Origin of the sequence: Mesorhizobium sp. BAC0120, assembly GCF_033542235.1 — a bacterium.
Taxonomy (GTDB): Bacteria; Pseudomonadota; Alphaproteobacteria; order Rhizobiales; family Rhizobiaceae; genus JAWRCU01.
On record NZ_JAWRCU010000009.1, the window covers coordinates 164,449 to 189,079 of the forward strand.

A 24,631-nucleotide genomic window follows, 5' to 3' on the forward strand; every position below is an offset into this window, starting at 1 on the left:
GCAATACAATGCCCCGGTGCAGGTCGGGTTCCTTGGCCAGGGACACGTTTTAAGTACGGCGCGTAACGTCTCGTGATCTTCTAACCGACTGAATTTAAAGAAAAATGGCCCATCTGCGGCGAAATTGTGGCGTCCGGGCCAGTGCGGCCCTGTCGCAGTGGCTACTTAGGGCGACCGCAAGTAATTCCAAGATGGCGGCGAGGCAGGAATCCACTTCGACCTGCCCCGCTTTGCGACACTGGGCCGCACGCCTACGCCAGCCTTACTCTAACCTCGAAATCGCCGTCGCCTGAAAGCTCGAACGCGCAGTGCTCGAGCCGCCGGCCGCCGAATTCCATGACAGGCTCGCTGGCGCTCGGATCGCGCTCGACCACGATCCGATACGTACCGCCATCGAGCTTCAGGGTTGCGGCGAAGCCGTTCCATCCGGGCGGAAGCGCCGGCTTGACCGAGACCGTATTGCCCGCCCTGCGGATGCCGAGGATCGCTTCGACCGCCGCGCGGTAGAGCCAGCCGGCTGAGCCCGTGTACCAGGTCCAGCCGCCGCGGCCGGCAAGCGGACCGACCGAATAGATGTCGGCCGCCACCACATATGGCTCTACCCGGTAGCGATCCGCAGCGGCCTGGTCGAGCGCATGATTGGCCGGCATCAGCATGCGGAAGCACCGCCATGCCTCATCGGCCAGCCCGAGCTCGGCGAGCGCAATGACGAACCAGATCGCTCCGTGCGTGTACTGTCCGCCGTTCTCGCGAACGCCCGGCGGGTAGCTCTTGATGTAGCCGGGATCGTGCTCGGTCTTGTCGAAGGGTGGGGTGAAGAGCTTGATGATCTGGAGCTCGTCGTCGGCCAGCATCCTCAGGCCCGAGCGCATGGCAGTCAGCGCTCGCTCGGGGCCGCCCTGGCCCGAAAGGACGCTCCACGCCTGGGCGATGGCGTCGATGCGGCATTCCTCCGAAAGGCGCGAGCCGAGCGGCGTGCCATCGTCATAGCTGCCGCGCCGGTACCACTCGCCGTCCCAACCCGCTGCCTCCAGCGCCTTCTTCAGGTTCTTGGCATGTTTGCGCCAGGCATCGTCGCGTTGCTTGTCGCCGGCCGCCTTTGCAAATGGCCGGAAGTCGGTGAGCGCCCTGGCGAGCAGCCAGCCGAGCCAGACGCTCTCGCCTTTGCCCTTTTCGCCGACGCGGTTCATGCCGTCGTTCCAGTCGCCGCCAAGGATCAACGGCAGGCCGCTTGCCCCTGTGCGCTTGATTGCAAGGTCGAGCGCGCGTGCGCAATGCTCGTAGAGCGTCGCCTTGGTCTTGGATATCTCGGGCGTGTAGAACGCGTCATGCTCGCCGGGCTTGAGCTGCGGCCCTTCGATGTAGGTGGTTTCCTCCGCCAGGATCGCCTCGTCGCCCGTGACGGCGATGTAGTGCGCCGTCGCGTAGGCCAGCCAGACGAGGTCGTCGGAGATCATGGTCCGCACACCCGCGCCGGTACGCGGCAGCCACCAGTGCTGCACGTCGCCCTCGGGGAACTGTCGCGACGCCGCGGTGAGAATTTGCTCACGGGCGAGAGAAGGATCATGCAGCAAGAACGCCAGCGTGTCCTGGAGCTGGTCGCGGAAGCCGAAGGCGCCACTCGCCTGATAGAAGGCCGTGCGCGCACGGATACGACAGGCGAGGGCCTGATACGGCAGCCACCGGTTCACCACGGCATTGAAGGCGGGATCGGGCGTCTCGACCTGAAGCGTGCCGAGGAAATGGTCCCACGTCTGCTGCGCTTCCGCGAGACGCTCGCCGAAATCCCGGTCTCGATGGCGTTCGACCAATGCGCTTGCCCCGCCGGGGGAGTCTGCGTCGCCGAGAAGGAAGAGCAATGAAGCCTCGCCGCCCGGCGAGATTTCCAGGTCGTGCGCGAGCGCAGCGCATGGATCGCGGCCTGCCTCGACGGTGCCAGGAAGTGTCGCCCCTGTCGTCACGGCCGTCGGCCATTCGACGCTGCCGCTGCCGATGAATGTGGAGCGGTCGGTCGTCACCGACTGCGCGGCCGTGTCGCCCGCCAGGAACGCCACGCGTTCGCTGAAATCGAGTGCATAGGGATTGTGCGCCAGCAGAGCGCCCGTTCTTTCATCCTGCGACGGCAGGATGAAAGGCGCTGTCCTGGTGCGATTGGTGCCCAGCACCCACTCGGCGTAGGCATATACTCTGAGGCTTACCGAGCTTGGGCCGTTGTTCCTGATCGTCAGCCGGGAGATCTTCACCGGATCGGCCGGGTCGACGACCTGCGTCAGCTCGGTATCGATGTTGCCGTGCGTGGCGCTGAAGATGCTGTAGCCTTGGCCGTGGCGAGCCTCGTAAGTTGCCGCCGCATCACGTACGACCGCCGCGAAGGGCGAAAAAGCTCGTCCGGAGCCCTGGTCATGGATGTAGATCGCCTCGCCGGAGCGGTTGCGGACAGGATCGTTGGACCATGGCGTCAGCTGGAAGTCGCGGCTGTTGCGGCTCCAGGTAAAGGACGCGCCTTCGGCCGAAGTGTGGAAGCCGAAGGAACGGTTCGAGATCACGTTGATCCACGGATGCGGGGTTGTGCGATTGCCGGCGAGCCGCACGACATATTCGCGCCCGCCCTTAGCGAAGCCGCCATAGCCGTTCCAGAAGGCGAGGTCGGACCCGTCGGGCTCTACCTCCGGGATCTCGGAGGCGACGGCAAGCGGGCGTGCGACGGACGGGACGGGTTCGCCCTCCTCTGTGGCGGGGAACTTCACCTGCAGCTCGCCGAGCTCGGCGCGCTCTATCTGGTCGAATATCGGGCCGTTGCGGGTGTGCAGCACGATCGCCCCGGCAGAAAGCAGTGTCCGGTAAGTGCGCTCGTCCATGAGGTCGCGCCGCACCGCAAATATGTGCTGGCGGGGACCCTGTTCGCCGCTGCGGATGCGGCTGTTGTCGCATAGCCGCTCAATGGCCTGCTGCAGGTCCTGCACATAGGATGAAGCCTGCTCGTTGAGGATGGCGAGGTCGGCGACCACGCCCCTAGCGCGTAGATATTCCTGCATTCTCAGCGCGGAGGCGACGATCTCGAGGTCGGAGACGTCGCTGATCCTGAGCACGAAAATCGGAAAATCGCCGGAGATGCTGGTCGGCCACAGCGCCGATTGCTGGCTGAGCCCGGCGGCGAGCGCCTCCGACGGCAAGCGGACCGAATTGTCGGGATAGAGGAGATAGCGCATGAGGCGCTGAACGTTCGCCGCCTCGGCAAGCGTCAGCCCGATATGCCTGGTTTGCACCTGCGAGCGGGTCCAGGACAGCATGTTCTGGCGCTGGAAGCTCTCCGGATGCTGCATGCGCGCCATGGTTTCCTCGACTTCCTGGCGCGTCTTGCCGACCACTGTCCAGAAGGTCACCGAAACCTTCTTGCGGGCGGGGACGCGGACCTGCCGCCTGAGCGACAGGATCGGGTCGAGCACGAAACCAGCATTGCCGGAGAGCCGCGCACCCGGCTGCAGCACCGCCGGATCCATGATGGTCCGGCCGCGGCCGATGAAGGCGCGGCGGTCGGTCTCGGCCTCGGTGAAGCGCGACGAGCCGGAACTGTCTTCGACGAAATGGGCGAGCTCGACCGGCGGTTCGCTCGGCGAATACGGCCGTCGCCGGGCAAAGATGACGCGGTTCTCCGGTCCGATCTCCGTCTCGACGAACATTTTCGAGAATGCCGGATGCGCATTGTCCGTTGCTTCCGGAGCAAGCACCAGCTCGGCGTAGGAGGTCACTTCGATGAAGCGGTTGGTATCCCCGTCGTTCCAGATCGTAACGCGCCGCCCTTCGCCATCGCCCTCGCTGATGACGATGCTCTCGACCTCCGTCCGCAATGTGCCGACGGTCTTGAAGAAGCAGGCCTTCTCGTCACTGAAATGGGCCCTTGTCTTCTCGCCCTCGACGGCCTTGGGCTCGGCAGTGGCCGACCACCACTCGCCGCTCTCGGCATCGCGAAGGAAGAGGAATGTGCCCATGCGGTCTTCGGTCGGATCCGCGTGCCAGCGCGTGATCGCGACATCGCCGTAGCGGCTGTAACCGGCGCCGGTCGCCGTGACCATCACCGAATACTGGCCGTTGGACATAACGCTCGTGGCCTTCAACGCGCGTGCCGGATCCGGGATAGAGCGGCTATCCGGGCTGTCGGAGACAACGTCGAAGGCGCCGCGCTCCAGGACCTCGGTGCGCACCGCTGTCGTCTGGATGTTGCGCGGTGCTTTCTCCTGCAGAAGCAGTTCGGCCGACTCGATCACCGGGTCGCTATGGAAGCGCTCGCGCATGCGGCCTTCGAAGATGACGTTGGCGATCGCGGCCACCACCATGCCCTGGTGGTGCGCATAGTAGTTGTAGACGACAGCGTGATTGCTGCCCTCCGGTACCCGCTGCGGCGTGAAGTCGATCGCGTCGTAGAAGCCGAAATGGCCAAGGCCGCCGATCGAGCGCAGCCACTCGAGATTCTGCACGGCGTCGCGCGGCCTGAATTGCGAGGCGAGCACGGTCGCATATGGCGCGATCACCGTATTCTGTGCCAACCCTCGCTTGAGGCCGAGCCCCGGCACGCCGAAATTCGTGTACTGGTAGGTCATCTCACGGTCGCGCGCATTGAATGCCGCTTCCGAAATGCCCCACGGAATGCCCTTGGAGCGTCCGTACTGGATCTGCCGCTTGATGATCAGATTGCTGGTCTGGTTGAGGATGCCGCCCTGTGGCTCCTTCATGACAAGCGGCGGCATCAGATATTCGAACATCGAACCGGACCACGACATCAGAGCGCCGGAAAAGCCGATCTCGACGATGGGCCGACCGAGCCGGAACCAGTGGTTGGTCGGGATATCGCCCTTGGCGATCGCAAAAAGGCTGGCGAGCCGCGCTTCGGAGGCAAGCAGGTCGTAGCATGCCTCGTCGAGCTGCCGATCCTCGACCCGATAGCCGATCGAGAGCAGGTTGCGGTCACGCCGCAAGAGGAACGAGAAATCCATTCGGAAAGCGATGAGGCGGGCTCGCTCGCGCAGCTTCACCAGCTTGCCACGCATCGCCTCGATGGCGCGCTCGTCGAAATGCGAGTCGCTGACATGCGCTTCAGCCGTCACCTCGAGCTTCGATGCCCAGCGCGACAGATCCTCGCTCAGGCTCGAGCCGATCTCCTGATGGATCGCCGTGGCCAGCTTGCGGATCTCGCCGGCGAGCACGACAAGGTTGAGCGTGCGGATCGCCGCCGTCTCCGGTTCATTGCGGACCGTGTCGATTGCTCGGCGTATGCCTGAAATGCGCTCGCGCAGCCGTTGGCGGAGCGGCCTGAGCTGGCGGCGGTCGTCGGGCAGCGCCGCCAGGCTCTCTTCAAGGATCATCACGACGTCGAGCAGGCCGTGGAAGTCGCCTTCCAGGAAGGCGGCGGGCGCCATCGCCCATTCGTTGCAGGCGGCCGAGACGGCGACCAGATGGCCGGCGAGATTGCCGCTGTCGACGGCCGACACATAAGCAGGAAGCAGCGGCTTCAGCGTTCGCGTCTCGTACCAGTTGTAGAGATGGCCGCGATATGTCTCGAGCTTTTCGATCGTTCCGATCGTCGCCTCCAGCCTTTGGACCGCGTCGGCGAGGCTGATCCAGCCGAAATCGCGAGCCGACACTACCGACAGGAGATAGACGCCGATGTTGGTCGCGGAGGTTCGCGGCGCAATCAGCGGCGTAGGGGTCTCCTGGTAGTTGTCCGGCGGCAGGTGATTGTGTTCTTCCGTGGTGAAGGTCTCGAAGTAAAGCCATGTGCGGCGGCCATAGGCACGCAGCTTCGCCTTGTCGGCTTCGGCGACGATCAGCCGGTCTTCGGTTTCGGCCGAGCGGCTGAACAGCCAGGCAAAGGCAGGCGACGCCGTCCAGAACAACGCGAAGATGAACGCCACGCCTGCGCCGCTCGAGCCTGCCGCGAGCGGTATCGCGAGCCCGACCAGCGCGATGACCACCGCGCCGTACATCAGGCTGTAGTAGCCTGAGAGCGTGTTTTTGCCGAGCTTGAAGGCCTGCGATGCCGTGCGCCATTCGAGCAGATGCTTACGGCTGACGAACACGCGGTAGAGCGTGCGTCCGATGGCATCGGCCATCAGCCAGGCCGTATGGGCAAGCAGCACGACACGCATCGCAACCTGTGCGGTCGCGACGGCGAACTCGCGCAGCAGCGCGCTGAAATGGCCGCGCACTGTAGCATCGCGGTCCTTCGGCACGATCGCATCGATGACGTCATAAGTCGGCGCCATGAACAGCATCAGGATCAGCAATGCCTGGAACTGGGCGGCAAGATCGAAGGGCAGCGCGGTCCAACCGGCGATCGACGCCATCACCCATGAGATCGGGGTGAGCGTGCGGCGTAAATTGTCGACCATCTTCCAGCGAGACAGGGGAGGGACGCCCGGCGGCTGCCCGAAAATATAGCCGAGCAACTGCCAGTCGCCGCGCGCCCAGCGGTGCTGGCGCGAGGCGTCGACGTCGTAGCGGGTCGGATAGTCTTCGACGAGCTCGACATCCGTGACGAGCGCCGCATGCGCGAAGGCGCCTTCGAGCAGGTCATGGCTCAGCACCTCGTTCTCGGCAATACGGCCCTTGATGGACCATTCGACGGCATCGACGTGATAGATGCCCTTGCCGGTGAAGGTGCCTTGATCGAAGACGTCCTGATAGACGTCCGAGACCGCGAACACATAAGGGTCAAGACCGCGATGGGCCGAGAATATGCGCTGGAAGAAGGACGCCTCGTCGCCGGTCGTCAGCGAAGCCGTGACGCGCGGCTGCAATATGCCATAACCGCGGAGGATCCGGCCTGCCTTCTCGTCGATGCGCGGCCGGTTGAGCGGGTGGACGAGCTTGCCGACCAGCTTGATCACCGCGTCGCGCGTCATGCGCGTGTCGGCGTCGAGCGTCATCACATGGATGACATCGTTCGGCAGCTCGGTGTCGGATGGCAGGAACGTCGTGTCGGCGTCGTTGCGGAGCAGCATGTTGAGCTCATGCAGCTTGCCGCGCTTGCGCTCCCAGCCCATCCAGCAGCCTTCGGACTCGTTGTAGAGCCGGCGCCGGTGCAGGAGGTGGAAACGGACGCCCTCGACCATCGGATGCCGTTCGTTGAGCCGCTGAACTTCGGCTCGCGCATATTCCAGCACTTCCAGGTCGTGGGCCGACTGCTCGACCGGGCTGTCCGGCCAATCGGAGAGGAGGGCGAAGTAGATGTCGCCGCCCATATTGGCCAGGAAGTGCACTTCCAGATTGCGGAGGCTTTCGTCGACGTCGTCGCGCGAGCCGATCAGAGCCGGCACCACCACCAGAGTGCGCGCGCTCGCCGGCACTCCCTCCTTGTACTCGTAGCCGATCAGCTGGGAAGGCTTGAGCGCAAGCAGCACGATCTTGCTGAACATGCTCATGCCTGCTTCGAACGCCGGAAGCGCCGACAGGATGAGGATCAACGTGATCCAACCGTCCGACAGGCCGATATTGTCGAGCGCTTTCCCTGTGAATGCCAGCAAAAGCGCTGCCAGGATGAGCACCGGCACGAAAATGCCGACCCAGTTGGTCTTGCGGTAGGCACGCCAAAGCTTTGTCAGGAAGGGGATCCGGTAGCCGATCGCCGCCTCCAGCTCGCCCAAGCGATCGCCCGCCAGGAAGAAGCCGATGTCGGCAGTATCGGAACCTTCGGCAGCCGCCTGCTTGGAAAGCGCGATGGCGCGCTCGGCAACACCGAATTCGGTAAGCTCGGAACCCTTCGCCAGTTCTTCGATCTTGGTGCGGTACCGGTCGCGCGACGAGAAATCGAGGTCCGAGAACCTGACTTCCTTGCGCAGCAGCTCGTCGACCTTGCTGATCTCCTCGAACCAGACCGTCCATTCGACATCATTGATGAGCCTCAGCCCGCGCACGATGTTGGCCATGGTCACATTGCCGGACGACAGCGTCTGGTGCTCGGCGAAGATGGTCGCCTCGGCATGGGTGCCGTGACGCTCGAGCTCGTCTTCGAGCCACATCAGCGCTCGGCCCGCACTCTGCGAGCCGTCGCGCAGGCGGTGCAGGAGCTGGGTGGCGAAGGTGGTGTCCAGCGCATGCGCGGCATAGCCGGCGAGCATGGCGGGGGTGCCTTCATTGCCGCCTTCGATCGCGAGCTTGTCGGCAAGCGTGTTGGCGAGCAGTCGCATGTCGCGCGAGCGGTTGACCCTGTCCGCGATCCGCCTGAGGTTCTCGATCAGCACGAACCGCAAAAGCGATGGCAGTGCCCAGAGCTCGCCGATTTTCAGTGGATCGACCGACTGGTAGCCTTCGACGACTGCCTCGAACATCGCCGCCGAGACCGAGCTGTCGGAATGCGCGACATAGGCCCAGGCTATCGCGAGCGCCCGCGGGATGGGCGCCTCTCCGCCGAACGATTCCGCGGGCAGCTCCTTGTAGAAGCGTCGCGGCAGATCGCGCTTGACCTGGAAGACGGTCTCTTCGATCAGATAGTAGTTGTCGAGCAGCCATTGCGCGGCCGGCGTGACCACCTCGCCCCGGGCCTGCGCCTCGTTCATCGTCCGGTAGACTTGCAGGATCTTCTTGCCGTTCTCGCGGATGCGGCGCTGGAAATCGAAGGCCGTGTAGCAAGGGACGGCGGACTTCTTGCGGGCGAGGTCCTCGCCGAGCTTCCTGAGGTTGGCTTCGTGATAGAAGGTTGAGCGGATCGGCGCAGCGTTGACAGGCAAGGGCTTGACTGCGCCCTTGAGCAAGGACGGGTCGGTCTGGATATTCATAAATCAATTTTCCGTAGGCGTCCCCCCGGCGCCGCAGCGCCAGGACAAGACTAAACCGTTTCGACGACGTTTGGTTGCGTCACAGGGGCACAGCCAAGCTGACAGGATGTTAGCGCGGCGCGACGACCAAATCGACATTCTTGGCATTATTGCGGCGATCCTCGCGTCTGGGTTGGGTTTCCTGCTCCTTCGAGAAGGGAAATCCAAGCTTGTTCCGCGTCGTAGGGCACGAAACGCCCGACATTTGCGGTGCCGGGCCGGATGGCAGTCTCCTCGAATGGCCACTCAGGCCCAAGACTGGGTGCCGCGGCGCGAAGGGGTGCCATACCTGCGTTATATAGATGATATCGCGCATTCATGTGACCGTGGATGAATTTGTCATATTTCGTCCGGCAGATGGGCGCCTCCCTGGCCGGGCCCGCTCAATTCTGGGCCGGCGTTACGGTGTTGTGCATGATGAGTGCCACGAGGGCGCCTGACGCGAAGGTCAGCGCGGCGACAGTTGCGATGGCCCAGGCGAGGCCGAAGAGGTCGGCGATGATCCCGGCGCAAAGCGCGCCGATTGCATAGCCGAGGTCGCGCCAGAAGCGGTAGACACTGAGCGCGCGCGCCCGCCAGGACGGATGAGAGGCATCGGAGACTGCCGCGATCAGGCTCGGATAGACCATGGCGGTACCCAGCCCCAGCAGCAGGCTTGCCAGGAACCACCAGCCAAAATTCGCGGTGGCGGCAGTGAGGAAGAGTGCCGCGGCCTGCACCCACATGCCGGCGACGATCAAGCCTTTGCGGCCCCAACGGTCGCTGAGCGGCCCCGTGACGATCTGAAGCACGCCCCAGGTCGCGGGATAGATCGCCTTCAGCATGCCGATGCGCTCGACGGCGAGCCCGTGGGCAGCGAAGAAGAGCGGGAATATGCCCCAGCTCATGCCGTCATTTAGGTTGTTGACGAGCCCAGCCTGCGAGGCTGCGAACAGGTTGCGGTCACGCCAGCTGGTCAGCGCGAAAACGTCCCGGAAGCCGAGCTTCGATGCCTCCCTCGGATGGCTGGCCAGTTCCAGCCGCAGGTGCTCGCGCGTGTCGCGCACCAGCAGGACCGACAAGGTGGTCCCAATGATCGCGTAGGCGACCCCGAGATAGATCGGCACCGGACGCAGGCCGTACCGGGCTGCAAGATAGCCGGTCAGGAAGGCCGTGACCCCGACCGCGACATAGCCGGCGAACTCGTTCAGGCCGACAGCGAGGCCGCGTGCTTTCGGGCCAACCAGGTCGATCTTCATGATGACGGTCATCGACCAGGCCAGCCCTTGGCTGATCCCGAGCAGCCCGTTGGCGGCGACCACCCATGCCCAGCTCGGCGCCCACACGATCATGAACGGCACCGGTAGAGCCGCAAGCCAGCCGAGCACAAGCACGCGCTTGCGGCCCCATTTGTCGGCGAGCTGGCCGGAGACGAGATTGGCGAGCGCCTTCACCACGCCGAAGCTGACGATGAAGGACACCACGAGCGTCGTCGAGGTGATGCCGAACTCCTCGGAGCCGATAAGCGGGACCACAGTGCGCTCGATGCCGACCATGCCTCCGACGAAGGCATTGATCAGCACCAGGAGCGCGAACTGGCGCCAATTTGCCTTGAGGCCGAGGGCGACGGTCGAAAGACCTGTCGAGGTCATGCGGCGGTTCCAGCATTGCCCGAGCTTGACAAGCCGGCTCAGGCTCATTCAATCATTCAATTGAGTGAGCTATTGTCGCCTGGGAGCGCAATGTCAATTCGCAATCCGAAGCAGGCTCTCTACGCGGAATTCGCTGCCGTCGCCAAGGCGCTCGGACATCCGCATCGGCTCGAGCTCATCGAGCAACTGGCGCAGGGAGCGCGCAGTGTCGAAGCCCTGTCGGCAAAGCTCGGCCTGCCGGTCGCCAACACATCGCAGCACCTGCAGAGCTTGCGGCGCGCGGGCCTCGTCGCTGCCGAGCGCGACGGTAAGTTCGTGATCTATCGGCTTGCCGGCGACACGGTGCTTGCGCTCTTCGCCGCGCTGCGGACCGTGGGCGAGAGCAATGTCGCGGAAGTCGACCGCATCCTGCGCACCTATTTCAACAAGCGCGACGACATGGAGCCGGTCACGCGCGAGGAGCTTGCGTCACTGATGCGCGACGACCTCGTTAAGGTCATAGACGTCAGGCCGGCGGACGAGTTCGCGCTCGGTCATGTGCCGGGAGCGATCAACGTCCCGCTCGCCGACCTCGATGCGCAGCTTTCAAGCTTCGAGCTCGATCGGGAGATCGTTGCCTACTGCCGAGGGCCTTGGTGCGTCCTGTCCTTTGAGGCTGTTGCTGCGCTCCGCAAGCGCGGCCTGAGGGCGAGGCGCCTCGAGGACGGCATGCCGGAATGGCGGGCAGCGGGATTGCCGGTCGAAGCCTCCGCCTAGCTGCCGTTCACCGCTCCGCCTGCAGGAACGGCTCCAGCTCGGCGCCGTCGAGCCCTGCTTCGGCGGCTATACGCCTGGCAAGCTCCACCGCCGCCGGGCGCGGCCGCCCTTCGGGCCGGTCGAGCCAGTAGGAAACGGGATTGAGCACCGTTCGCTCGTCGACCGCAACCAGCCTCCCTGCCTCCATATCGCCTTCGGTCAGCGGGGGCCTAGCAAGCGCGATGCCGAGCCCGTTCGCCGCCGCGTCGAGCACCAGATTGTAGTCTTCGAAGCGGCGATCCTGCGACCGCGGCCTGTAGTCGACGCCGTGCGCGCCGAGCCAGCTCCGCCAGCCTGACGCATCGGAATCGTGGATAAGCGGAAATTTGAGCATCCTCTCCGGTGGGCCGCTGCCGATCTTCTTCGCGAGCTCCGGCGAGGCGACTGGAAAGATCTGCTCTTCGAAAAGCCGCACCGAGATGCGGCCGGGAATGCCGCCGCGCCCACAACGCACCGAGAGATCGATGCCCTCCTCGCCGATATCGTTCTGGCGCAGGTCCACCTCGAGCACGATGCGCAGCGCAGGCTCGCCCGCTTCCAGCCTGGCGAGCCGGGGGATCAGCCACAACCCGCAGATCGAGGGGATGGTGGCGAGCCTAACCACTGCCGCGCCGCGCGGCTCGGTCCAGCGGTCGGTATTGTCGGCGATCAGCGCGATGGCTTCGGTCGCCCGCAGGAATAGCCGGTTTCCCTCGATCGTCAGCGACACGCCGCGCGCGCCCCGCTCGAACACCTTGAAACCGAGCCAGTCTTCGAGCTTGGCAATCTGCCGGCTGACGGCGCCGTGCGTCAGGTTCAGCCTTTCGGCTGCCGCTGTGAAGCTGCCCGTGCGCGCTGCGACCTCGAAGGCATGGAGCGTATCGAGCGGGGGCAGGCTTCGCGAGCTGTGATCCATACTCACAGCTGATCCTTGAAACGTTCGTTTGTCAATCAGCTCGCGCCGACGCTAGTTCGGATCATGGATAATCGAGAAGGGGCCGCCATGTCCGCAGTCGCAATCAATACCTCAGTTCCTCGGCTTGACGCCGGAACCGTTGCTGCGGTTCTGGTAACGATCATTGCCTGGGCTTCCGCCTTTCCCGGGATCCGTGTCGGCCTTACCGCCTTCGGCCCTGCGGAGCTTGGCGCAATCCGCTTCGGCGTCGCGGCAATCCCGGCGATCGTCTTCCTGCTCCACACCCGGCCGCAAATGCCGACCTGGTCGGAAGCCTGGCGCTTCGCGTATGGCGGCGTGGTCTTCGTGGCGTTCTACACGACTTTGCTCAACTTTGGCGAACTGACAGTTTCAGCAGGCGCCGCGAGCTTCATCATCAATGTCGCTCCGATCTTCACCGCTTTCATGGCGATGCTGTTCCTCGGCGAACGCTTTTCGCGCCTCGCATGGCTGGGCACGTTCGTCTCGTTTGCCGGCATCGGATTGATCGCGCTCGGCGAAGGCGAAGGGATCAAGGTCGATCAGGGCGCGCTGCTGATCCTCGGCGCCGCATTCTGTACCGCTTCGACGACCATCGTCCAGAAGCCGCTGTTTCGCCGCCACAAGCCGCTGACTGTTTCGGCGGCCAACATGGTGATCGGCGCGCTGGCGCTGTCCTGGGCCTTGCCCTCCGGCATTGCCCAGGCGTCGAGCGCCAGTTTCGAGGCGCTGGTCTCGGTGATCTATCTCGGGATCGTCCCGAGCTTTGTCGCCTACGGGAGCTGGGCAGTCGCGCTCTCCAGGCTTCCCGCTTCCCGCGCCACCAACTTCCTGTATTGCGTGCCGCCGACTGCAACGCTTATGGGTTTCCTCTGGCTTGGCGAGGTTCCCGGCGTCGCCGGTATCATTGGCGGCCTGATGGCGCTGGGCGGAGTGGTGCTCGTCAATCTCAAGCGCTGATTTAGATCAGCCGATCTCCCTAACGATTTGCCGGGCTGCGCAGGCGAGCTGCGCGGCCCTTCTTCATTTTGCCCTTTCTTCATTTGACTTGACAGGCAACCAAAAGGTTGCATATTGAAGCGCATGAGCATGGACGAAGTCTTCAAGGCGCTCGCCGACCCGACGCGCCGGCAATTGTTGGACAGGCTCTATGCCAAGAACGGTCAGACGCTGAATGCGCTCTGCGAAGAGATGGAGATGACGCGCCAGGCGGTGAGCAAACACCTGGCGATCCTCGAGGAAGCGAACCTCGTCATTACGCTGCGCAGGGGCCGCGAGAAAGAGCACTACCTCAACGCAGCGCCGATCGCCGAGATCGCCGAGCGCTGGATTGGCAAGTTCGAACGCGGGCGCATCGAGGCGCTCGCCGACCTGAAAAGAAGGCTGGAAGGAACAAGCGATGAGCAAGGCTAGCTTCGTCTACGTGAACTACATCCGCACCACACCGGAGAAATTGTGGGAAGCCCTGACCGATCCCGAGTTCAACCGGGAATACTGGATGGGTGCTACCTTGGAGACGGATTGGAAGAAGGGCTCGTCGTGGAAGCTTGTCTTCTCGGATGGCCGCGTCGCCGACGCAGGTGAAATTCTCGAGATCGAGCCGCAGAAACGCATCGTGCTCAGATGGCGCAACGAATTCATGCCGGAGTTCAAGGCCGATGGCTATACACGCTGCACACTGGAGATGGAGCGCGTCGACGAGATGATGAAGCTCACCGTCCTGCATGAGGCCGAGGCGGAAGGCCCGCACAAGCTCATCGAGGAGGGCGTCTCGCGAGGCTGGCCGCGTATTCTCTCGAGCCTGAAGACCCTGCTCGAAACCGGCGCAGCACTGCCAGGCAGGAAAACTGCTCCCGGGAGTTGAGCTCACGCCTTCTCCAGAAGGAAAATTTCTCGGCCCGTGTCGAAATCAGCCGGGTCCAAACGTCTATGAGACGTGTGCCAACGGATTGATCCTACCGCATTGAGGAGGCGGACATGAACCAATCGAACTATCGCTGGGTGATCGTTGCCGCGGGGTGCTTGCTCGGCTGCGTGGCATTCGGCTCCATGTTCTCGCTTCCGGTCTTCCTGCTGCCGATCTCGAAGGATACGGGCTGGTCGGTCGCCGGAATTTCGAGCGCCATGACCATCGCGTTCCTCGCCATGGCCTTTGCCAGCATGGCCTGGGGGACGATTGCCGACCGCATCGGCCCGCGCCCGGTGGTGCTGATCGGATCGGCTGGTCTTGCCTTGAGCTTGGCGCTGGCAAGCCGCATGACGTCGCTGCTCGAATTCCAGCTCGTCTTCGGGCTAATCGTCGGCACCGCCGCCGCGGCGATCGTCGTCCCGCTCATGGCCAGCGTGACCGGCTGGTTCGATACCCACCGCAGCCTCGCAGTCTCGATCGTCTCGGCCGGCATAGGCATGGCACCGATGACCATGTCGCCCTTCGCCGCATGGCTCGTATCGGGTCACGACTGGCGGACATCCATGTTGATTATCGCCGGTCTTGCCGCGGTGCTCATGATCCCGGTGGCGTTCCTGGTGCGTCGCCCGCCGGCGCTCGAACATCCGAACGCTGGCGCTGCGGCAAGCGGTGAACCCGAGATGACGCTCTCCCAGGCGATCCGCTCGCCCCAGTTCGTCATCCTGCTCCTCACCAACTTCTTCTGCTGCGCCACCCATTCGGGCCCGATCTTCCATACCGTGAGCTATGCCATCACCTGCGGCATCCCGATGATTGCCGCGGTCACGATCTACAGCGTCGAGGGGCTGGCCGGCATGGCTGGGCGCATTGCCTTCGGCATTCTTGGCGACAAGCTCGGAGCGAAACGCGTGCTCGTCGCGGGCCTCCTGGCTCAGGCCTTTGGCGCACTGGCTTACGTCTTCGCCGGCCAGCTCACAGCCTTCTACGCGGCCGCGGCGGTGTTCGGCTTCATCTATGCCGGCGTGATGCCGCTCTATGCGGTGCTCGCGCGCGAGAATTTTCCGCTGCGCATGATGGGCACGGTTATTGGCGGCACGGCGATGGCCGGCAGCCTCGGCATGGCGGCCGGCCCGCTCGCCGGGGGGCTGATTTACGATACGTTCGCAAGCTACACTTGGCTCTATGTCGGGTCCTGGGCAATGGGCATCGGCGCATTCCTGATCGCCATGATGTTCCGCCCCTTCCCGAAGGATCGCCCGCAGGCCGAGCCCGTCCCGGCCTGATCGCGACTGGCAATTCACACCGGCACCGGAGAGGCCGCTCGCATCCGGCGGGCGCCTCACAGCCCGGTAGCGGAGAGAAATCATGGCGATGAGGGAAATCTGGCACGAGGTAATGATCGAGGCCGCCCCGAGCGCCATTTACGAGGCGCTCACCGACGTTCGAAAGCTCGGGCAATGGTGGATCCCGGACACGCGCGGCCGGTCCGGCCAGGGAGAGATGCTGGAGTTCTGGTTCAGCGAGGATGCCTGCCAACTCATGCAGGTGAGTGCTCTCGAGCCCGACCGTCTGGTGCGTTGGCGAGCGACCGACAGCGACTTGTCCGACTGGGCCGGCACCGAGGTCGAATTCCGCATCCTCCCGAATTTCGGCCGCACCCGCGTCCATTTCCGCCACTCGGGATACAGCGATAGTACGGAAGGTTTTCCCTACTACTCGATGAGCTGGGCCGTCTTCCTGGTGAGCCTCAAGGAGCTCCTGGAGAAAGGCAAGGGGCGTCCGTTTCCGAACGATTGGATCGGACAGTAACTGCCGCCGCATTGTCAGGAGGATGCCTCGTCCGCCGTCGATGGACTTGCGAAGACCGCGGCGTCGATTGATTTTGCGCGGCAGATACTTGCGCCGAAACCGTCGGAGACTCATGCCGGAAAAAATCTCGCTCAAGCTCGCCCGCCGCATCGCCATTGCGGCGCAAGGCCTTGCCGAGCCGCGGCCCGCGGGCCCGGCCGACCGCCGCCACCTGAAGAAGGTGCTTGCCCGCAACGGGCTTCTGCAGATGGATTCCGTAAACGTGCTCGTTCGGGCGCACTACATGCCCATGTTCTCCCGGCTTGGCGCTTATCCGCTCGACCTGATCGACGGCACGGCCAAGGGCAGGAAGCGCCTGCTCTTCGAATATTGGGCGCACGAGGCCTCGCTGCTGCCGGTCGAGTCCTGGCCGCTGATGCGCTGGCGCATGGAGCGGGCCGCGCGCGGCGAGCGCATCTACAAGGGGGTCGCCAGGTTCGGCCGCGACAACGCCGATTATGTCGATCGGGTCTATCGCGAGGTCGTCGAGCGCGGCCCGCTTGCCGCCTCGGATTTCGACGGCGAGCGCGGCAACGGCGGCTGGTGGGGCTGGAGCAACGCCAAGGCGGCGCTCGAATGGCTGTTCTGGGCGGGAAGGATTACGGCCGCCGAGCGGCGGCCGAGCTTCGAGCGGGTCTACGACCTGCCGGAACGCGCGCTGCCCGCCGCAGTCGTCGGCGCGCCGGATGTGCCGGAAGCCGATGCCCATCGCGAATTGCTGCGCATCTCGGCCCGCGCGCTCGGTGTCGCGACTGCTACCGACCTTCGCGACTATTTTCGCCTTGCACCCGAGGACGTGAAGCCCCGTCTTCCCGAACTGGTCGAGAGCGGCGAACTGCTGCCTGTCGAGGTCGAGGGCTGGGCTCAGCAGGCATGGCTTCATCGCGACGCACGGCTGCCGCGTGGCGTGCACGCCGCCGCGCTGCTCTCGCCCTTCGACCCGCTGGTCTGGGAGCGCTCGCGCACGGAGCGCCTGTTCGGCTTTCGCTACCGCATCGAGATCTACACGCCCGCCCACAAGCGCGTTCATGGCTACTACGTGCTGCCGTTTCTCTATGGCGACAGGTTGGCCGCCCGCGTCGATCTCAAGGCAGATCGCAAGCAAGGCGTGCTCAAGGTCCAATCCGCATTCGCCGAACCAGGTGCTCCGCCCGAAACGGCCGAAGCGCTCATGCGGGAAATCACCGGCATGGCCGGCTGGCTGGGGCTCGAGCGCGTGGAAGTTGCCCACTCCGGTGATCTCGCGCCGGCCCTCAACGAGCTGTCGGCAGCCCCGGCATAGCCGCGCTTTTGAATGTCTACAAGAACTGTAGACATTTCTTGACATGCTGAAAAAATCCGTCATCATCGCGTGATCTGGGCTATTTGGCGGCGCCGGGTGGTACAAGATGGAGGAAACGATGCCGGAGACGACGGTATCCGCAGTTTCCCGCATCCTGCGTTTGTTGGCGCTGGACTCTTCGGTCGACGAAAGGCCGTCTCGCGAAGGCGAGGAGGACCGGTCTCAGACCGCTGCAGAGATCGAGCGGAAGCTCGCCCAGCACGACGAGGCTTTTTTCTGGACATGGCAATATCCTGGCCAGTGGTGAGCCCTGGCCGGCGCCGCGCCTGGTCGAAGTTGGCGTAGAGTGTGATTGCGTATTGGATGGTGGGATTTTTAGGGTGGGGGGAACGGAGGAAAGAGCATGACACAATTGCTGCCGCCCCTGCATGAAGGCCACGCGCCCATTTTCATGCATCTTGCTTTCCAGGATGCCCTTGAGGCTTTCGAATCCTGGAAGGCCGGTGAACAGGAGCCGCGGGTCGATTGCGACGGCAGGCCGACCGCGGTCAGTGCCGTGTTCGGCCGGATGCGCACCTGCACGGACATCATGCCAATCCGCGTGCTCGACGAGGTTCAGGCCCTCGTCGACGATCCAGCCCTTGCCGCGCTGGAGGGGACCTCGGCGACTTATGCCGAAGCGGCCCGCATTCTTCGTGCCCATTGCGTGGAGCGCCTGAAGGCAGGCTGACAAGCAAACAAAGAATAGAGCGGCGTGGGTTCCTGGCTGAACGCGCGCCTCTTCAGCTCCGCTTGACTGCATCCCTCTCTCTGGTCCCTGATCTCACCAGGAGGGATTCGCCATGCGGCCACGCGGCACGCTTGTTCTCGACATAGGAAGCACCAACACTAAGCTCATGCTGTTCGACGGTGACGGGCGGCCGCTTCGCGAGCGCCGCGCCGAGAGTCGTCATCTGGCTGGTCCGCCCTATCGGAGCCTCGACCCGGAGCCGGCGTTAGCAATCCTGGCCGAGACCTTGCCGGAATTCGACCGAACGCTGCCGGTAGATGCGATCGTGCCTTGTGCGCATGGTTCCGCCCTTGCGCTGCTTGACGGGGCCGGCGAACTAGCGCTTCCGGTCATGGACTACCTCGCTGAGCCGCCGCCCGGGATCGTCGACGCCTACCGCAGGATCGCACCGCCCTTTTCCGAGGTGTTCTGCCCGCTCAATCCGATGGCGCTCACGCTGGGCCTGCAACTCTTCTGGCAGGAGACGGCGTTTCCTGAAGCCTTTGCGCAGGTCCGCACCATCCTGCCCTGGGGGCAGTACTTCGCCTTCCGCCTGACCGGTCGCGCCGTTGCCGGCTATACCGAGCTTGGCGCCCAGACCCAGCTCGTCGACGTCACCGCGAACGGTTGCTCGTCGCTCTCGCGCGAGCGTGGCTGGGACCGGCTTCTTGCGCCGCAGGCGCCGCCCTTCGAAACGGTCGGCACGCTGAAGCCCGAGTTTCGGATCTCGCAGCTTTCCGGGCGCGCCGAAGTGAAGGCCGGCATTCACGACTCGAATGCCAACTATCTGCGCTATCTCGCCGCCGGCCTCGGCAGCTTTACCCTGCTTTCGACCGGTACCTGGATCATCATCTTCGATACCAGGTCGGATTTTCGGCATCTTGACCCCGCGCGGGACACCGCGACCAACATCGACGCATTCGGACGGCCAGTCGCTTGCAGCCGCTTCATGGGTGGGCATGAGATAGCTGCGATCGAGGCCGGAGCGCCGCAAGCTGCAGCCACGAGCGCAGATCTCGCAAATCTCGTGCGCCGCCGAACCTTCGCGCTGCCTTCTTTCACCGATTCGGGCGGCCCCATGCCCGGCACGGGCGGGAAGGGAAGGATCATCGGCCCGCAGCCTCGGACGGCCGGCGAACGCGCTGCCCTCGGCGCGCTCTACTGCGCGCTGATGACGGACCAGTCGCTCGACGCGGTCGGCTCCGAGAGCGAGATCGTCATCGATGGACCGTTTGGCGAAAATGCGCTGTTCTGCGCAGCACTTGCCGGCTTGCGTGCGCCGCAGCGCGTCTTCCGCTCGGACCTGCGCGACGGCACTGCCGCCGGCGCGGCACTGGTCGCCCACATGTCGGGCAAACACGACCTGCCGCGCCTGAAAGTTGATCTTGCGCCGGTGGACGCGTTCCCCGACGTCGATTTGCCAGCCTATAGGACGGAATGGCTGTCGCGTTCTTCCGACTTCTCGTGCTAACCGAAGCTCCCATGAACAAGAGCATCAGCAAATCCGAACTCGCGCTCCGCCAGGCTATCATCGACAAGTGCCGCTGGATGAATGGCGCGGGCCTCAATCAGGGTACTTCAGGCAACATCTCTGCGCGTTTCGGCGACCGCCTGCTGATCACGCCGAGCGCTATCCCTTACGAGGCGATAGAACCCGAGATGATCGCCGCCATGCCGATCGAGGGCGACTATGGCAGCTTCGAGGGGCCGCTCAACCCGTCGAGCGAATGGCGCTTCCATCTCGACATCATGCGCGCGCGGCCGGAGATCGGCGCGATCGTTCACACCCACTCGACCTACGCCACCATTATCGCCATCACGCGCCGCGAGATCCCGGCTTGCCACTATATGGTCGCCGCCTTCGGAGGGTCGAACATTCGCTGTGCACCCTATGCCCGCTATGGAACACCCGAACTCTCCGCTTACGCCGTCGAAGCGCTCAGGGATCGAATGGGCTGTCTGCTCGGCAGCCATGGCATGATCGCGCTCGGCGATACGCTGGATAAGGCGATGTGGCACGCGGTCGAGTTGGAGACGCTCGCCAAGCAATATTATCATTCGCTGCTGATCGGCGGCCCCGTCATCCTGAGCGACGAACAGATCGCCGAGACCGCGGCGGCCATGAAGAGCTACGGCTACGGCGCGCATCGGAAAGAGGACGCCAAGCCTCGTGGTCGGGGCGCTGGGAAGCTGTCGGGCTAGGCTTATCCAGGGCAGCGACTCGGCGCTATGTACGTTCGTCGCTTGATCGCGCCTATTTCGGCAATCTCGCGTTCTGTCGCGCACCCCTGTAGTCGAATGGGTATTTGACGCCCTGGGACGCTGCCGAAAGCAGCGTCAGAGAACAGGGGGAAAATCCAATACTGAATAAATCTGTATTCTTGTTGCGTCCATATATAAATGCCATTGATGGTTGCGTCACCAGACTGCAATGCAACCGAACAGGCCGACCGTCCAAACCCTCATGAAAGCCCGCGCGATATCGTTATTTGCAGTGGTGCTGTTTGTCCTTTTCTCCGGGGCTGCAGGCTACGCCTATGATCATGCCGACTTGCAGCGTGCCAGCGAAGAGCTTGGAATCTCGCTCCCGGATGAGGTTCTGGAAGGCCCTGGCGTCGCCAAACAGCTCGGCGCGTTGTCCCGTGAGCGCTGCGACCAGCAAGCCGCTTATTCGCTGAGCAAGGAGCTGGAAGAGGAAAGCTATCGTCGCGAGGCGGCGGAAAGCCTGGTCAGGTTTTCGGACAACTGCGGCGGCTATGCAAACGGGATAAGGCGCGCCATCAACCTTCTGCTCGACGTCTCCGACTATTCCCGCTCCATTGAGCTCGCCAACAGGCTCATCGAGATGGAGCCCAACGGCGACAACGGCTATTTCCTCCGCGCCGTCGCATATGAGGGCGACAACCAGTGTGAAAAGGCGATTGCCGACTATTCTTCGGCAATCGAGCTGTTCGGCAACAAGGACAGTATCTCCAGCGTCGGCTACGAAAGCATGTCGAGATGCTATGAGCAGCTCGGTCAATATTGCGATGCGATGGTGCCGATCAAAAGCTGGGTGGCGCTAGATCCGGGCTCTCACGAAAACGATCAGACGAGGAGCATCCTCCGGCGGTTGAGCAGCAAGGGCGGGTGCGCTGAGGAGACCACGGGAAAGAAGGAAGAGACGATCCGCCGCAAGGCCGGCAACGTGATCAAGGTCGATGCATCGATCAACGGCGTGAAGGGGACCTTCGTGATCGATACGGGCGCCACTTTCGTGACCGTCAAGAAGCGCTCTGCGGAGAAAGCCGGCTTGAAGGCTGCCGGCCAACGCATCAAGCTCAACACGGCAAACGGAACGGTCGACGGCTATCTCACCAGGGCCGATTCCGTGAAGCTGCGCTCCCTGGAAGCGGAAAGGGTGCAGCTGGTCGTTCAGGTCGATGACGACGCCAATTATGGCGATGGAACCGACGGCCTGCTCGGCATGAGTTTCCTGTCCCGCTTCGATGTGGCCATGGATTCCAAGGCTCTGCGCATCCGACCGAAAAAGTCGAAATAAGTCGCTCGACCTGCTCAATGCACGGCGGAAGCGCCGATGTGCCTGAGCTTGTCCGGATTTCGCATGACGTAGATCGCAGCGATCTGGCCGTTCTCGATCTTGAGCGCGGTGGTCTGCAGCGTATCGCCGGCCTCAACCGTCACGAAGCCCGGCAGACCGTTGATGTGACCGTAACGCACGAGCTGCGACCTGTTCTCGGCAAAGAGTCGCGCCAGCGCGGCATGCAGCTGCATCACGTTGTCGAAGCCGATGACCGGCTCTCTGGCAGCCGGCTTCTTGCCGCCGCCGTCGGAATGCACGACTACGTCGGCCGCGAGCAGCGACCGCAGCCTGTCCATGTCGCCGTGGCGCGAAGCTGCAAAGAAGGCAGCCGCGATCTCCAGCCCGCGCTCCTTGGGCATCTCAAAGCGCGGCCGCGCCGCCCGCACATGGCTGCGCGCGCGGCTGGCGAGCTGCCGGCAAGCGGCCGGCTCGCGGCCGATCGTCTCGGCGATCTCGTCGAAGCCGACGCCGAACACGTCGTGCAGCAGGAAGGCCGCGCGCTCCAGCGGCGACAGTCGCTCCAGCGCCAGCATCAGTGGCAGTGTGACGTCGTCGATCTCCTCTTCCTCGTCTTCGACGACCGGTTCTGGCAGCCACTCGCCGACATAGGTCTCGCGCCGTCGCCGTGCGGATTTCAGGAGGTCGAGGCAAAGCCGCGTCACGACGCGACGCAGGAAGCCCTCTGGCTCCCGAACCGTCTCGCGGTCGGTGGCAAGCCAGCGCAGGAATGCGTCCTGCACGACATCTTCGGCATCGGCTACCGAGCCCAGCATGCGATAGGCGATGCGGGTGAGTTTCGGACGCAGCGGATCGAACGAAGCGGCTGCGTCCAACTGCGACGTCGCTGCCATCAGGCCGCCTTGCGGGTCGGGACAGCCGAATCGCTCATGCGGAAGCCGACATTGAGCCGGTTGAAGCTGTTGATCGCGAGAACCATGAAGGTCAGGATTGCCAGCTCCTTCTCCGTGAATTCGGCCTTGGCAGCTTCGTAGACATCGTCCGGAACACCCGCCGGCGAAAGCCGGGTCAGTACCTCCGTCCAGCCGAGCGCCGCACGCTCGCGTGCACTATAGAGCGTCGAATCGCGCCACGCATCGAGGAGATAGATACGCCGTTCGGTCTCGCCCTCCTGGCGGGCGGCGTCCGTATGCATCGTGAGACAGACGGCGCAGCCATTGATCTGCGAGGCTCTGATCTTCACCAGTTCCAGCAGACTCGGCTCCACACCGGCTTTCTCGACGCTGCTTCCGAAGTCGATCAGTAGCTTCGCCAGTTCGGGCGTCGTCGTGTAGGGGTTCATTCTCTCGTCCATGATCATTCCTCTTGTCCGGGTCACTCCCGCAGACAGGACGAAATGAGCAGGCCGGATGTGACATGGGGGCGGATTTTTTTCGTCGGCGAAATGCGTCAGAGGGAGGGGAGGCGCGACCGCTTGTTCAACCGGGTTGATTGCCGACAGTTTGGACCGGCATGATTCCCGATAGTATTTAAGTTGCAGCAGGTTTGCCCGGTTCGCGGGGGGGCCCGTACGGAGCGAAGCGGGTGAACCTACCGCGGCGATCGATGATGCCGATGTCGTGCCGGCTGAAGCGCACGCTGAGGGGCGATGGCGAAGATCAAATTCCGCAACGTCGCCATGCGATTTGGCGAGGTCGAGGAGGTGAAAATCGGCTTCACGCCTGAGAATTCGCTCGACTTCGATACGGCACGCCAGAAGCGGATCGCCGGTGCGCGTGCTCGCCCGCCGGCTTGAGCGATCAGCTAGAGCTTTCCGGCTCTGCCGCCCCGAAAGAGACACTATTTGAGCAGAATATCCCACTTGGTCCGACGCGTGACACACACCGGCCATAACGCGCCTTACTTTGAAGTGGCGCTGCCTCTCGATCGGACCATCTATACCAAAACGTTGGAGCACGTCGCCAAGACCAAAGGAGAAGTTCTATGGTAACTTTGGTTGCTGATCCTCACCCCAAAGCAAAAGCGGCAGTATTCGAACAGACGAACCTGGTCTCCGATGGGCTTGTCAAGGCACCGGTGATCGACCCCAACCTCATCAATCCTTGGGGGGTCTCGTTTAAACCTACGGGACCTTTTTGGGTGTCGGATAATGGTCAAGGCGTCGCGACGATCTATGACGGGAAAGGGCACCCGCAGACGATTGCCGGACACACAGCGATCACGATTGCCGTGCCTCCAGGACAAACAACTCCGGCGAGCCCGACCGGGCAGGTGTTCAATAGCACAGGACACGGATTTGCTATCTCCAGCGGAGGCAAGACGGCATCGTCGGTCTTCATCTTTGCAACCGAAGACGGCACGATTTCGGGCTGGAACCCAGCCGTGAACAGCGGCAGCTCCGTATTGGCCGTCGACAACTCCGAGGGTGGCAAAGGGGCCGTCTACAAGGGTCTTGCGATTGCCAAGACCGAAGATGGCACCTTGCTTTTTGCTGCCAACTTCCGAAGCGGGAACGTCGACGTCTTCGACTCGAAATTCAAACATGTGCGAAGCTTCACCGATCCTGGTGTCCCGAAGGGCTATGCGCCCTTCAATGTCAGCGTCATCGATGGCCACCTGTTCGTCACCTTCGCGTTGCAGAACAGTGAAAAGCACGATGATGTCGCGGGCGCGGGACACGGCTTCGTCGACGAGTTCAACCTCAACGGAGAGTTGGTGAAGCGGGTCGCATCCCGCGGGCCGCTCGATTCTCCCTGGGGAATGGCGATCGCGCCGTCGGGTTTCGGAAAGTTCTCGCACGATCTTCTGATCGGGAATTTCGGCGATGGGACGATCAATGTCTTCAATCCGCACAACGACAAATTTCTGGGCAAGCTCAGCGGGTCCAACGGCGCGCCGATAAAGATCGGCGATCTTTGGGCGCTGGTTCCCGGGAATCATGGTCCAAACAGCGATCCGAAGAAAATCTACTTCACTGCGGGCGTGCAGAACGAAATGCATGGCCTCTTCGGGACACTGGGCGCAGTAACCGACCATCACCAGACGACAACGGCGTCGATGCCCAGCGCACATATGCTCGCCTGACATCTGGGAAGGCACTCGCCTGGGGAGTGTCGTCAGTGACGTTCTTCGT

19 protein-coding genes are annotated in these 24,631 nt (G+C 63.5%); 14 read left to right on the forward strand and 5 right to left on the reverse strand.

Features of this window, described 5'->3' with window-relative positions:
• Positions 1 to 251: 251 nt before the first annotated feature.
• Positions 252 to 8,771: a GH36-type glycosyl hydrolase domain-containing protein gene (locus SAZ10_RS20580; protein WP_318611231.1), complete on the reverse strand. Its 8,520-nt coding sequence runs from the start codon at positions 8,769 to 8,771 to the stop codon at positions 252 to 254.
• Between the two features lie 422 nt (positions 8,772 to 9,193).
• On the reverse strand, positions 9,194 to 10,441 hold the full coding sequence (locus SAZ10_RS20585) for an MFS transporter (protein WP_318611232.1): 1,248 nt from the start codon (positions 10,439 to 10,441) through the stop codon (positions 9,194 to 9,196).
• A 90-nt stretch (positions 10,442 to 10,531) separates the two neighbouring features.
• Between SAZ10_RS20585 and SAZ10_RS20590 the strand changes: the two genes are divergently transcribed.
• On the forward strand, positions 10,532 to 11,197 hold the full coding sequence (locus tag SAZ10_RS20590; protein ID WP_318611233.1) for a metalloregulator ArsR/SmtB family transcription factor: 666 nt from the start codon (positions 10,532 to 10,534) through the stop codon (positions 11,195 to 11,197).
• Between the two features lie 7 nt (positions 11,198 to 11,204).
• Here the strand turns inward: SAZ10_RS20590 and SAZ10_RS20595 are convergent, their stop codons facing one another.
• Positions 11,205 to 12,131, reverse strand: a complete 927-nt coding sequence (locus SAZ10_RS20595) for a LysR substrate-binding domain-containing protein (RefSeq protein ID WP_318611234.1) — start codon at positions 12,129 to 12,131, stop codon at positions 11,205 to 11,207.
• Positions 12,132 to 12,218: 87 nt separating this feature from the next.
• On the opposite strand from SAZ10_RS20595, the gene SAZ10_RS20600 reads away from it, so the two are divergent.
• From SAZ10_RS20600 to SAZ10_RS20650, 11 genes are all read left to right on the forward strand, one after another.
• Positions 12,219 to 13,109: a DMT family transporter gene (locus SAZ10_RS20600; protein WP_318611235.1), complete on the forward strand. Its 891-nt coding sequence runs from the start codon at positions 12,219 to 12,221 to the stop codon at positions 13,107 to 13,109.
• Between the two features lie 129 nt (positions 13,110 to 13,238).
• Positions 13,239 to 13,562 carry a metalloregulator ArsR/SmtB family transcription factor gene (locus tag SAZ10_RS20605; protein ID WP_318611236.1) on the forward strand — a complete coding sequence of 108 codons (324 nt, stop codon included), beginning with the start codon at positions 13,239 to 13,241 and terminating at the stop codon, positions 13,560 to 13,562.
• Positions 13,549 to 14,013 carry an SRPBCC family protein gene (locus tag SAZ10_RS20610; RefSeq protein ID WP_318611237.1) on the forward strand — a complete coding sequence of 155 codons (465 nt, stop codon included), beginning with the start codon at positions 13,549 to 13,551 and terminating at the stop codon, positions 14,011 to 14,013. Before SAZ10_RS20605 ends, SAZ10_RS20610 begins: the two co-directional genes overlap by 14 nt.
• A 113-nt stretch (positions 14,014 to 14,126) precedes the next feature.
• Positions 14,127 to 15,341, forward strand: coding sequence for an MFS transporter (locus tag SAZ10_RS20615; RefSeq protein WP_318611238.1), 1,215 nt, complete (start codon positions 14,127 to 14,129; stop codon positions 15,339 to 15,341).
• 82 nt (positions 15,342 to 15,423) lie between these two features.
• On the forward strand, positions 15,424 to 15,867 hold the full coding sequence (locus SAZ10_RS20620) for an SRPBCC domain-containing protein (RefSeq protein ID WP_318611239.1): 444 nt from the start codon (positions 15,424 to 15,426) through the stop codon (positions 15,865 to 15,867).
• A gap of 112 nt (positions 15,868 to 15,979) precedes the next feature.
• Positions 15,980 to 17,188, forward strand: a complete 1,209-nt coding sequence (locus SAZ10_RS20625; protein ID WP_318611240.1) for a winged helix-turn-helix domain-containing protein — start codon at positions 15,980 to 15,982, stop codon at positions 17,186 to 17,188.
• A gap of 118 nt (positions 17,189 to 17,306) precedes the next feature.
• Complete coding sequence (locus SAZ10_RS20630) at positions 17,307 to 17,495, forward strand: hypothetical protein (protein WP_318611241.1); 189 nt, start codon at positions 17,307 to 17,309, stop codon at positions 17,493 to 17,495.
• Positions 17,496 to 17,591: 96 nt separating this feature from the next.
• Positions 17,592 to 17,918 (forward strand): hypothetical protein, encoded by a 327-nt coding sequence (locus SAZ10_RS20635; protein WP_318611242.1) that lies wholly within the window; start codon positions 17,592 to 17,594, stop codon positions 17,916 to 17,918.
• Between the two features lie 112 nt (positions 17,919 to 18,030).
• A complete protein-coding gene (locus SAZ10_RS20640) occupies positions 18,031 to 19,428 on the forward strand; it encodes a carbohydrate kinase (RefSeq protein ID WP_318611243.1) in 1,398 nt (465 codons plus the stop codon).
• 11 nt (positions 19,429 to 19,439) lie between these two features.
• A complete protein-coding gene (locus tag SAZ10_RS20645; protein ID WP_412535256.1) occupies positions 19,440 to 20,159 on the forward strand; it encodes a class II aldolase/adducin family protein in 720 nt (239 codons plus the stop codon).
• 262 nt (positions 20,160 to 20,421) lie between these two features.
• The gene (locus tag SAZ10_RS20650) at positions 20,422 to 21,498 is read left to right on the forward strand and encodes a TIGR02281 family clan AA aspartic protease (RefSeq protein ID WP_318611244.1); all 1,077 of its coding nucleotides are present in this window, start codon (positions 20,422 to 20,424) and stop codon (positions 21,496 to 21,498) included.
• Positions 21,499 to 21,512: 14 nt separating this feature from the next.
• Here SAZ10_RS20650 and SAZ10_RS20655 read toward each other — a convergent pair whose 3' ends face one another.
• Positions 21,513 to 22,391 carry a sigma-70 family RNA polymerase sigma factor gene (locus SAZ10_RS20655; RefSeq protein WP_318611245.1) on the reverse strand — a complete coding sequence of 293 codons (879 nt, stop codon included), beginning with the start codon at positions 22,389 to 22,391 and terminating at the stop codon, positions 21,513 to 21,515.
• Positions 22,391 to 22,852, reverse strand: a complete 462-nt coding sequence (locus tag SAZ10_RS20660) for a carboxymuconolactone decarboxylase family protein (protein WP_318611246.1) — start codon at positions 22,850 to 22,852, stop codon at positions 22,391 to 22,393. Before SAZ10_RS20660 ends, SAZ10_RS20655 begins: the two co-directional genes overlap by 1 nt.
• Before the next feature lie 294 nt (positions 22,853 to 23,146).
• On the opposite strand from SAZ10_RS20660, the gene SAZ10_RS20665 reads away from it, so the two are divergent.
• Complete coding sequence (locus tag SAZ10_RS20665; RefSeq protein ID WP_318611247.1) at positions 23,147 to 23,293, forward strand: hypothetical protein; 147 nt, start codon at positions 23,147 to 23,149, stop codon at positions 23,291 to 23,293.
• Positions 23,294 to 23,481: 188 nt separating this feature from the next.
• Entirely contained in the window at positions 23,482 to 24,582 is a 1,101-nt protein-coding gene (locus tag SAZ10_RS20670) for a TIGR03118 family protein (protein WP_318611248.1), read from the forward strand.
• The last annotated feature ends 49 nt before the right edge of the window (positions 24,583 to 24,631 follow it).

What these genes read in the sequence shown, in the direction of transcription:
- SAZ10_RS20580 (WP_318611231.1), bottom strand. Translation starts at nt 8,771, where the DNA reads ATGAATATCCAGACCGACCCGTCCTTGCTCAAGGGCGCAGTCAAGCCC.
- SAZ10_RS20585 (WP_318611232.1), bottom strand. Translation starts at nt 10,441, where the DNA reads ATGACCTCGACAGGTCTTTCGACCGTCGCCCTCGGCCTCAAGGCAAAT.
- SAZ10_RS20590 (WP_318611233.1), top strand. Translation starts at nt 10,532, where the DNA reads ATGTCAATTCGCAATCCGAAGCAGGCTCTCTACGCGGAATTCGCTGCC.
- SAZ10_RS20595 (WP_318611234.1), bottom strand. Translation starts at nt 12,131, where the DNA reads ATGGATCACAGCTCGCGAAGCCTGCCCCCGCTCGATACGCTCCATGCC.
- SAZ10_RS20600 (WP_318611235.1), top strand. Translation starts at nt 12,219, where the DNA reads ATGTCCGCAGTCGCAATCAATACCTCAGTTCCTCGGCTTGACGCCGGA.
- SAZ10_RS20605 (WP_318611236.1), top strand. Translation starts at nt 13,239, where the DNA reads ATGGACGAAGTCTTCAAGGCGCTCGCCGACCCGACGCGCCGGCAATTG.
- SAZ10_RS20610 (WP_318611237.1), top strand. Translation starts at nt 13,549, where the DNA reads ATGAGCAAGGCTAGCTTCGTCTACGTGAACTACATCCGCACCACACCG.
- SAZ10_RS20615 (WP_318611238.1), top strand. Translation starts at nt 14,127, where the DNA reads ATGAACCAATCGAACTATCGCTGGGTGATCGTTGCCGCGGGGTGCTTG.
- SAZ10_RS20620 (WP_318611239.1), top strand. Translation starts at nt 15,424, where the DNA reads ATGGCGATGAGGGAAATCTGGCACGAGGTAATGATCGAGGCCGCCCCG.
- SAZ10_RS20625 (WP_318611240.1), top strand. Translation starts at nt 15,980, where the DNA reads ATGCCGGAAAAAATCTCGCTCAAGCTCGCCCGCCGCATCGCCATTGCG.
- SAZ10_RS20630 (WP_318611241.1), top strand. Translation starts at nt 17,307, where the DNA reads ATGCCGGAGACGACGGTATCCGCAGTTTCCCGCATCCTGCGTTTGTTG.
- SAZ10_RS20635 (WP_318611242.1), top strand. Translation starts at nt 17,592, where the DNA reads ATGACACAATTGCTGCCGCCCCTGCATGAAGGCCACGCGCCCATTTTC.
- SAZ10_RS20640 (WP_318611243.1), top strand. Translation starts at nt 18,031, where the DNA reads ATGCGGCCACGCGGCACGCTTGTTCTCGACATAGGAAGCACCAACACT.
- SAZ10_RS20645 (WP_412535256.1), top strand. Translation starts at nt 19,440, where the DNA reads ATGAACAAGAGCATCAGCAAATCCGAACTCGCGCTCCGCCAGGCTATC.
- SAZ10_RS20650 (WP_318611244.1), top strand. Translation starts at nt 20,422, where the DNA reads ATGAAAGCCCGCGCGATATCGTTATTTGCAGTGGTGCTGTTTGTCCTT.
- SAZ10_RS20655 (WP_318611245.1), bottom strand. Translation starts at nt 22,391, where the DNA reads ATGGCAGCGACGTCGCAGTTGGACGCAGCCGCTTCGTTCGATCCGCTG.
- SAZ10_RS20660 (WP_318611246.1), bottom strand. Translation starts at nt 22,852, where the DNA reads ATGGACGAGAGAATGAACCCCTACACGACGACGCCCGAACTGGCGAAG.
- SAZ10_RS20665 (WP_318611247.1), top strand. Translation starts at nt 23,147, where the DNA reads ATGGCGAAGATCAAATTCCGCAACGTCGCCATGCGATTTGGCGAGGTC.
- SAZ10_RS20670 (WP_318611248.1), top strand. Translation starts at nt 23,482, where the DNA reads ATGGTAACTTTGGTTGCTGATCCTCACCCCAAAGCAAAAGCGGCAGTA.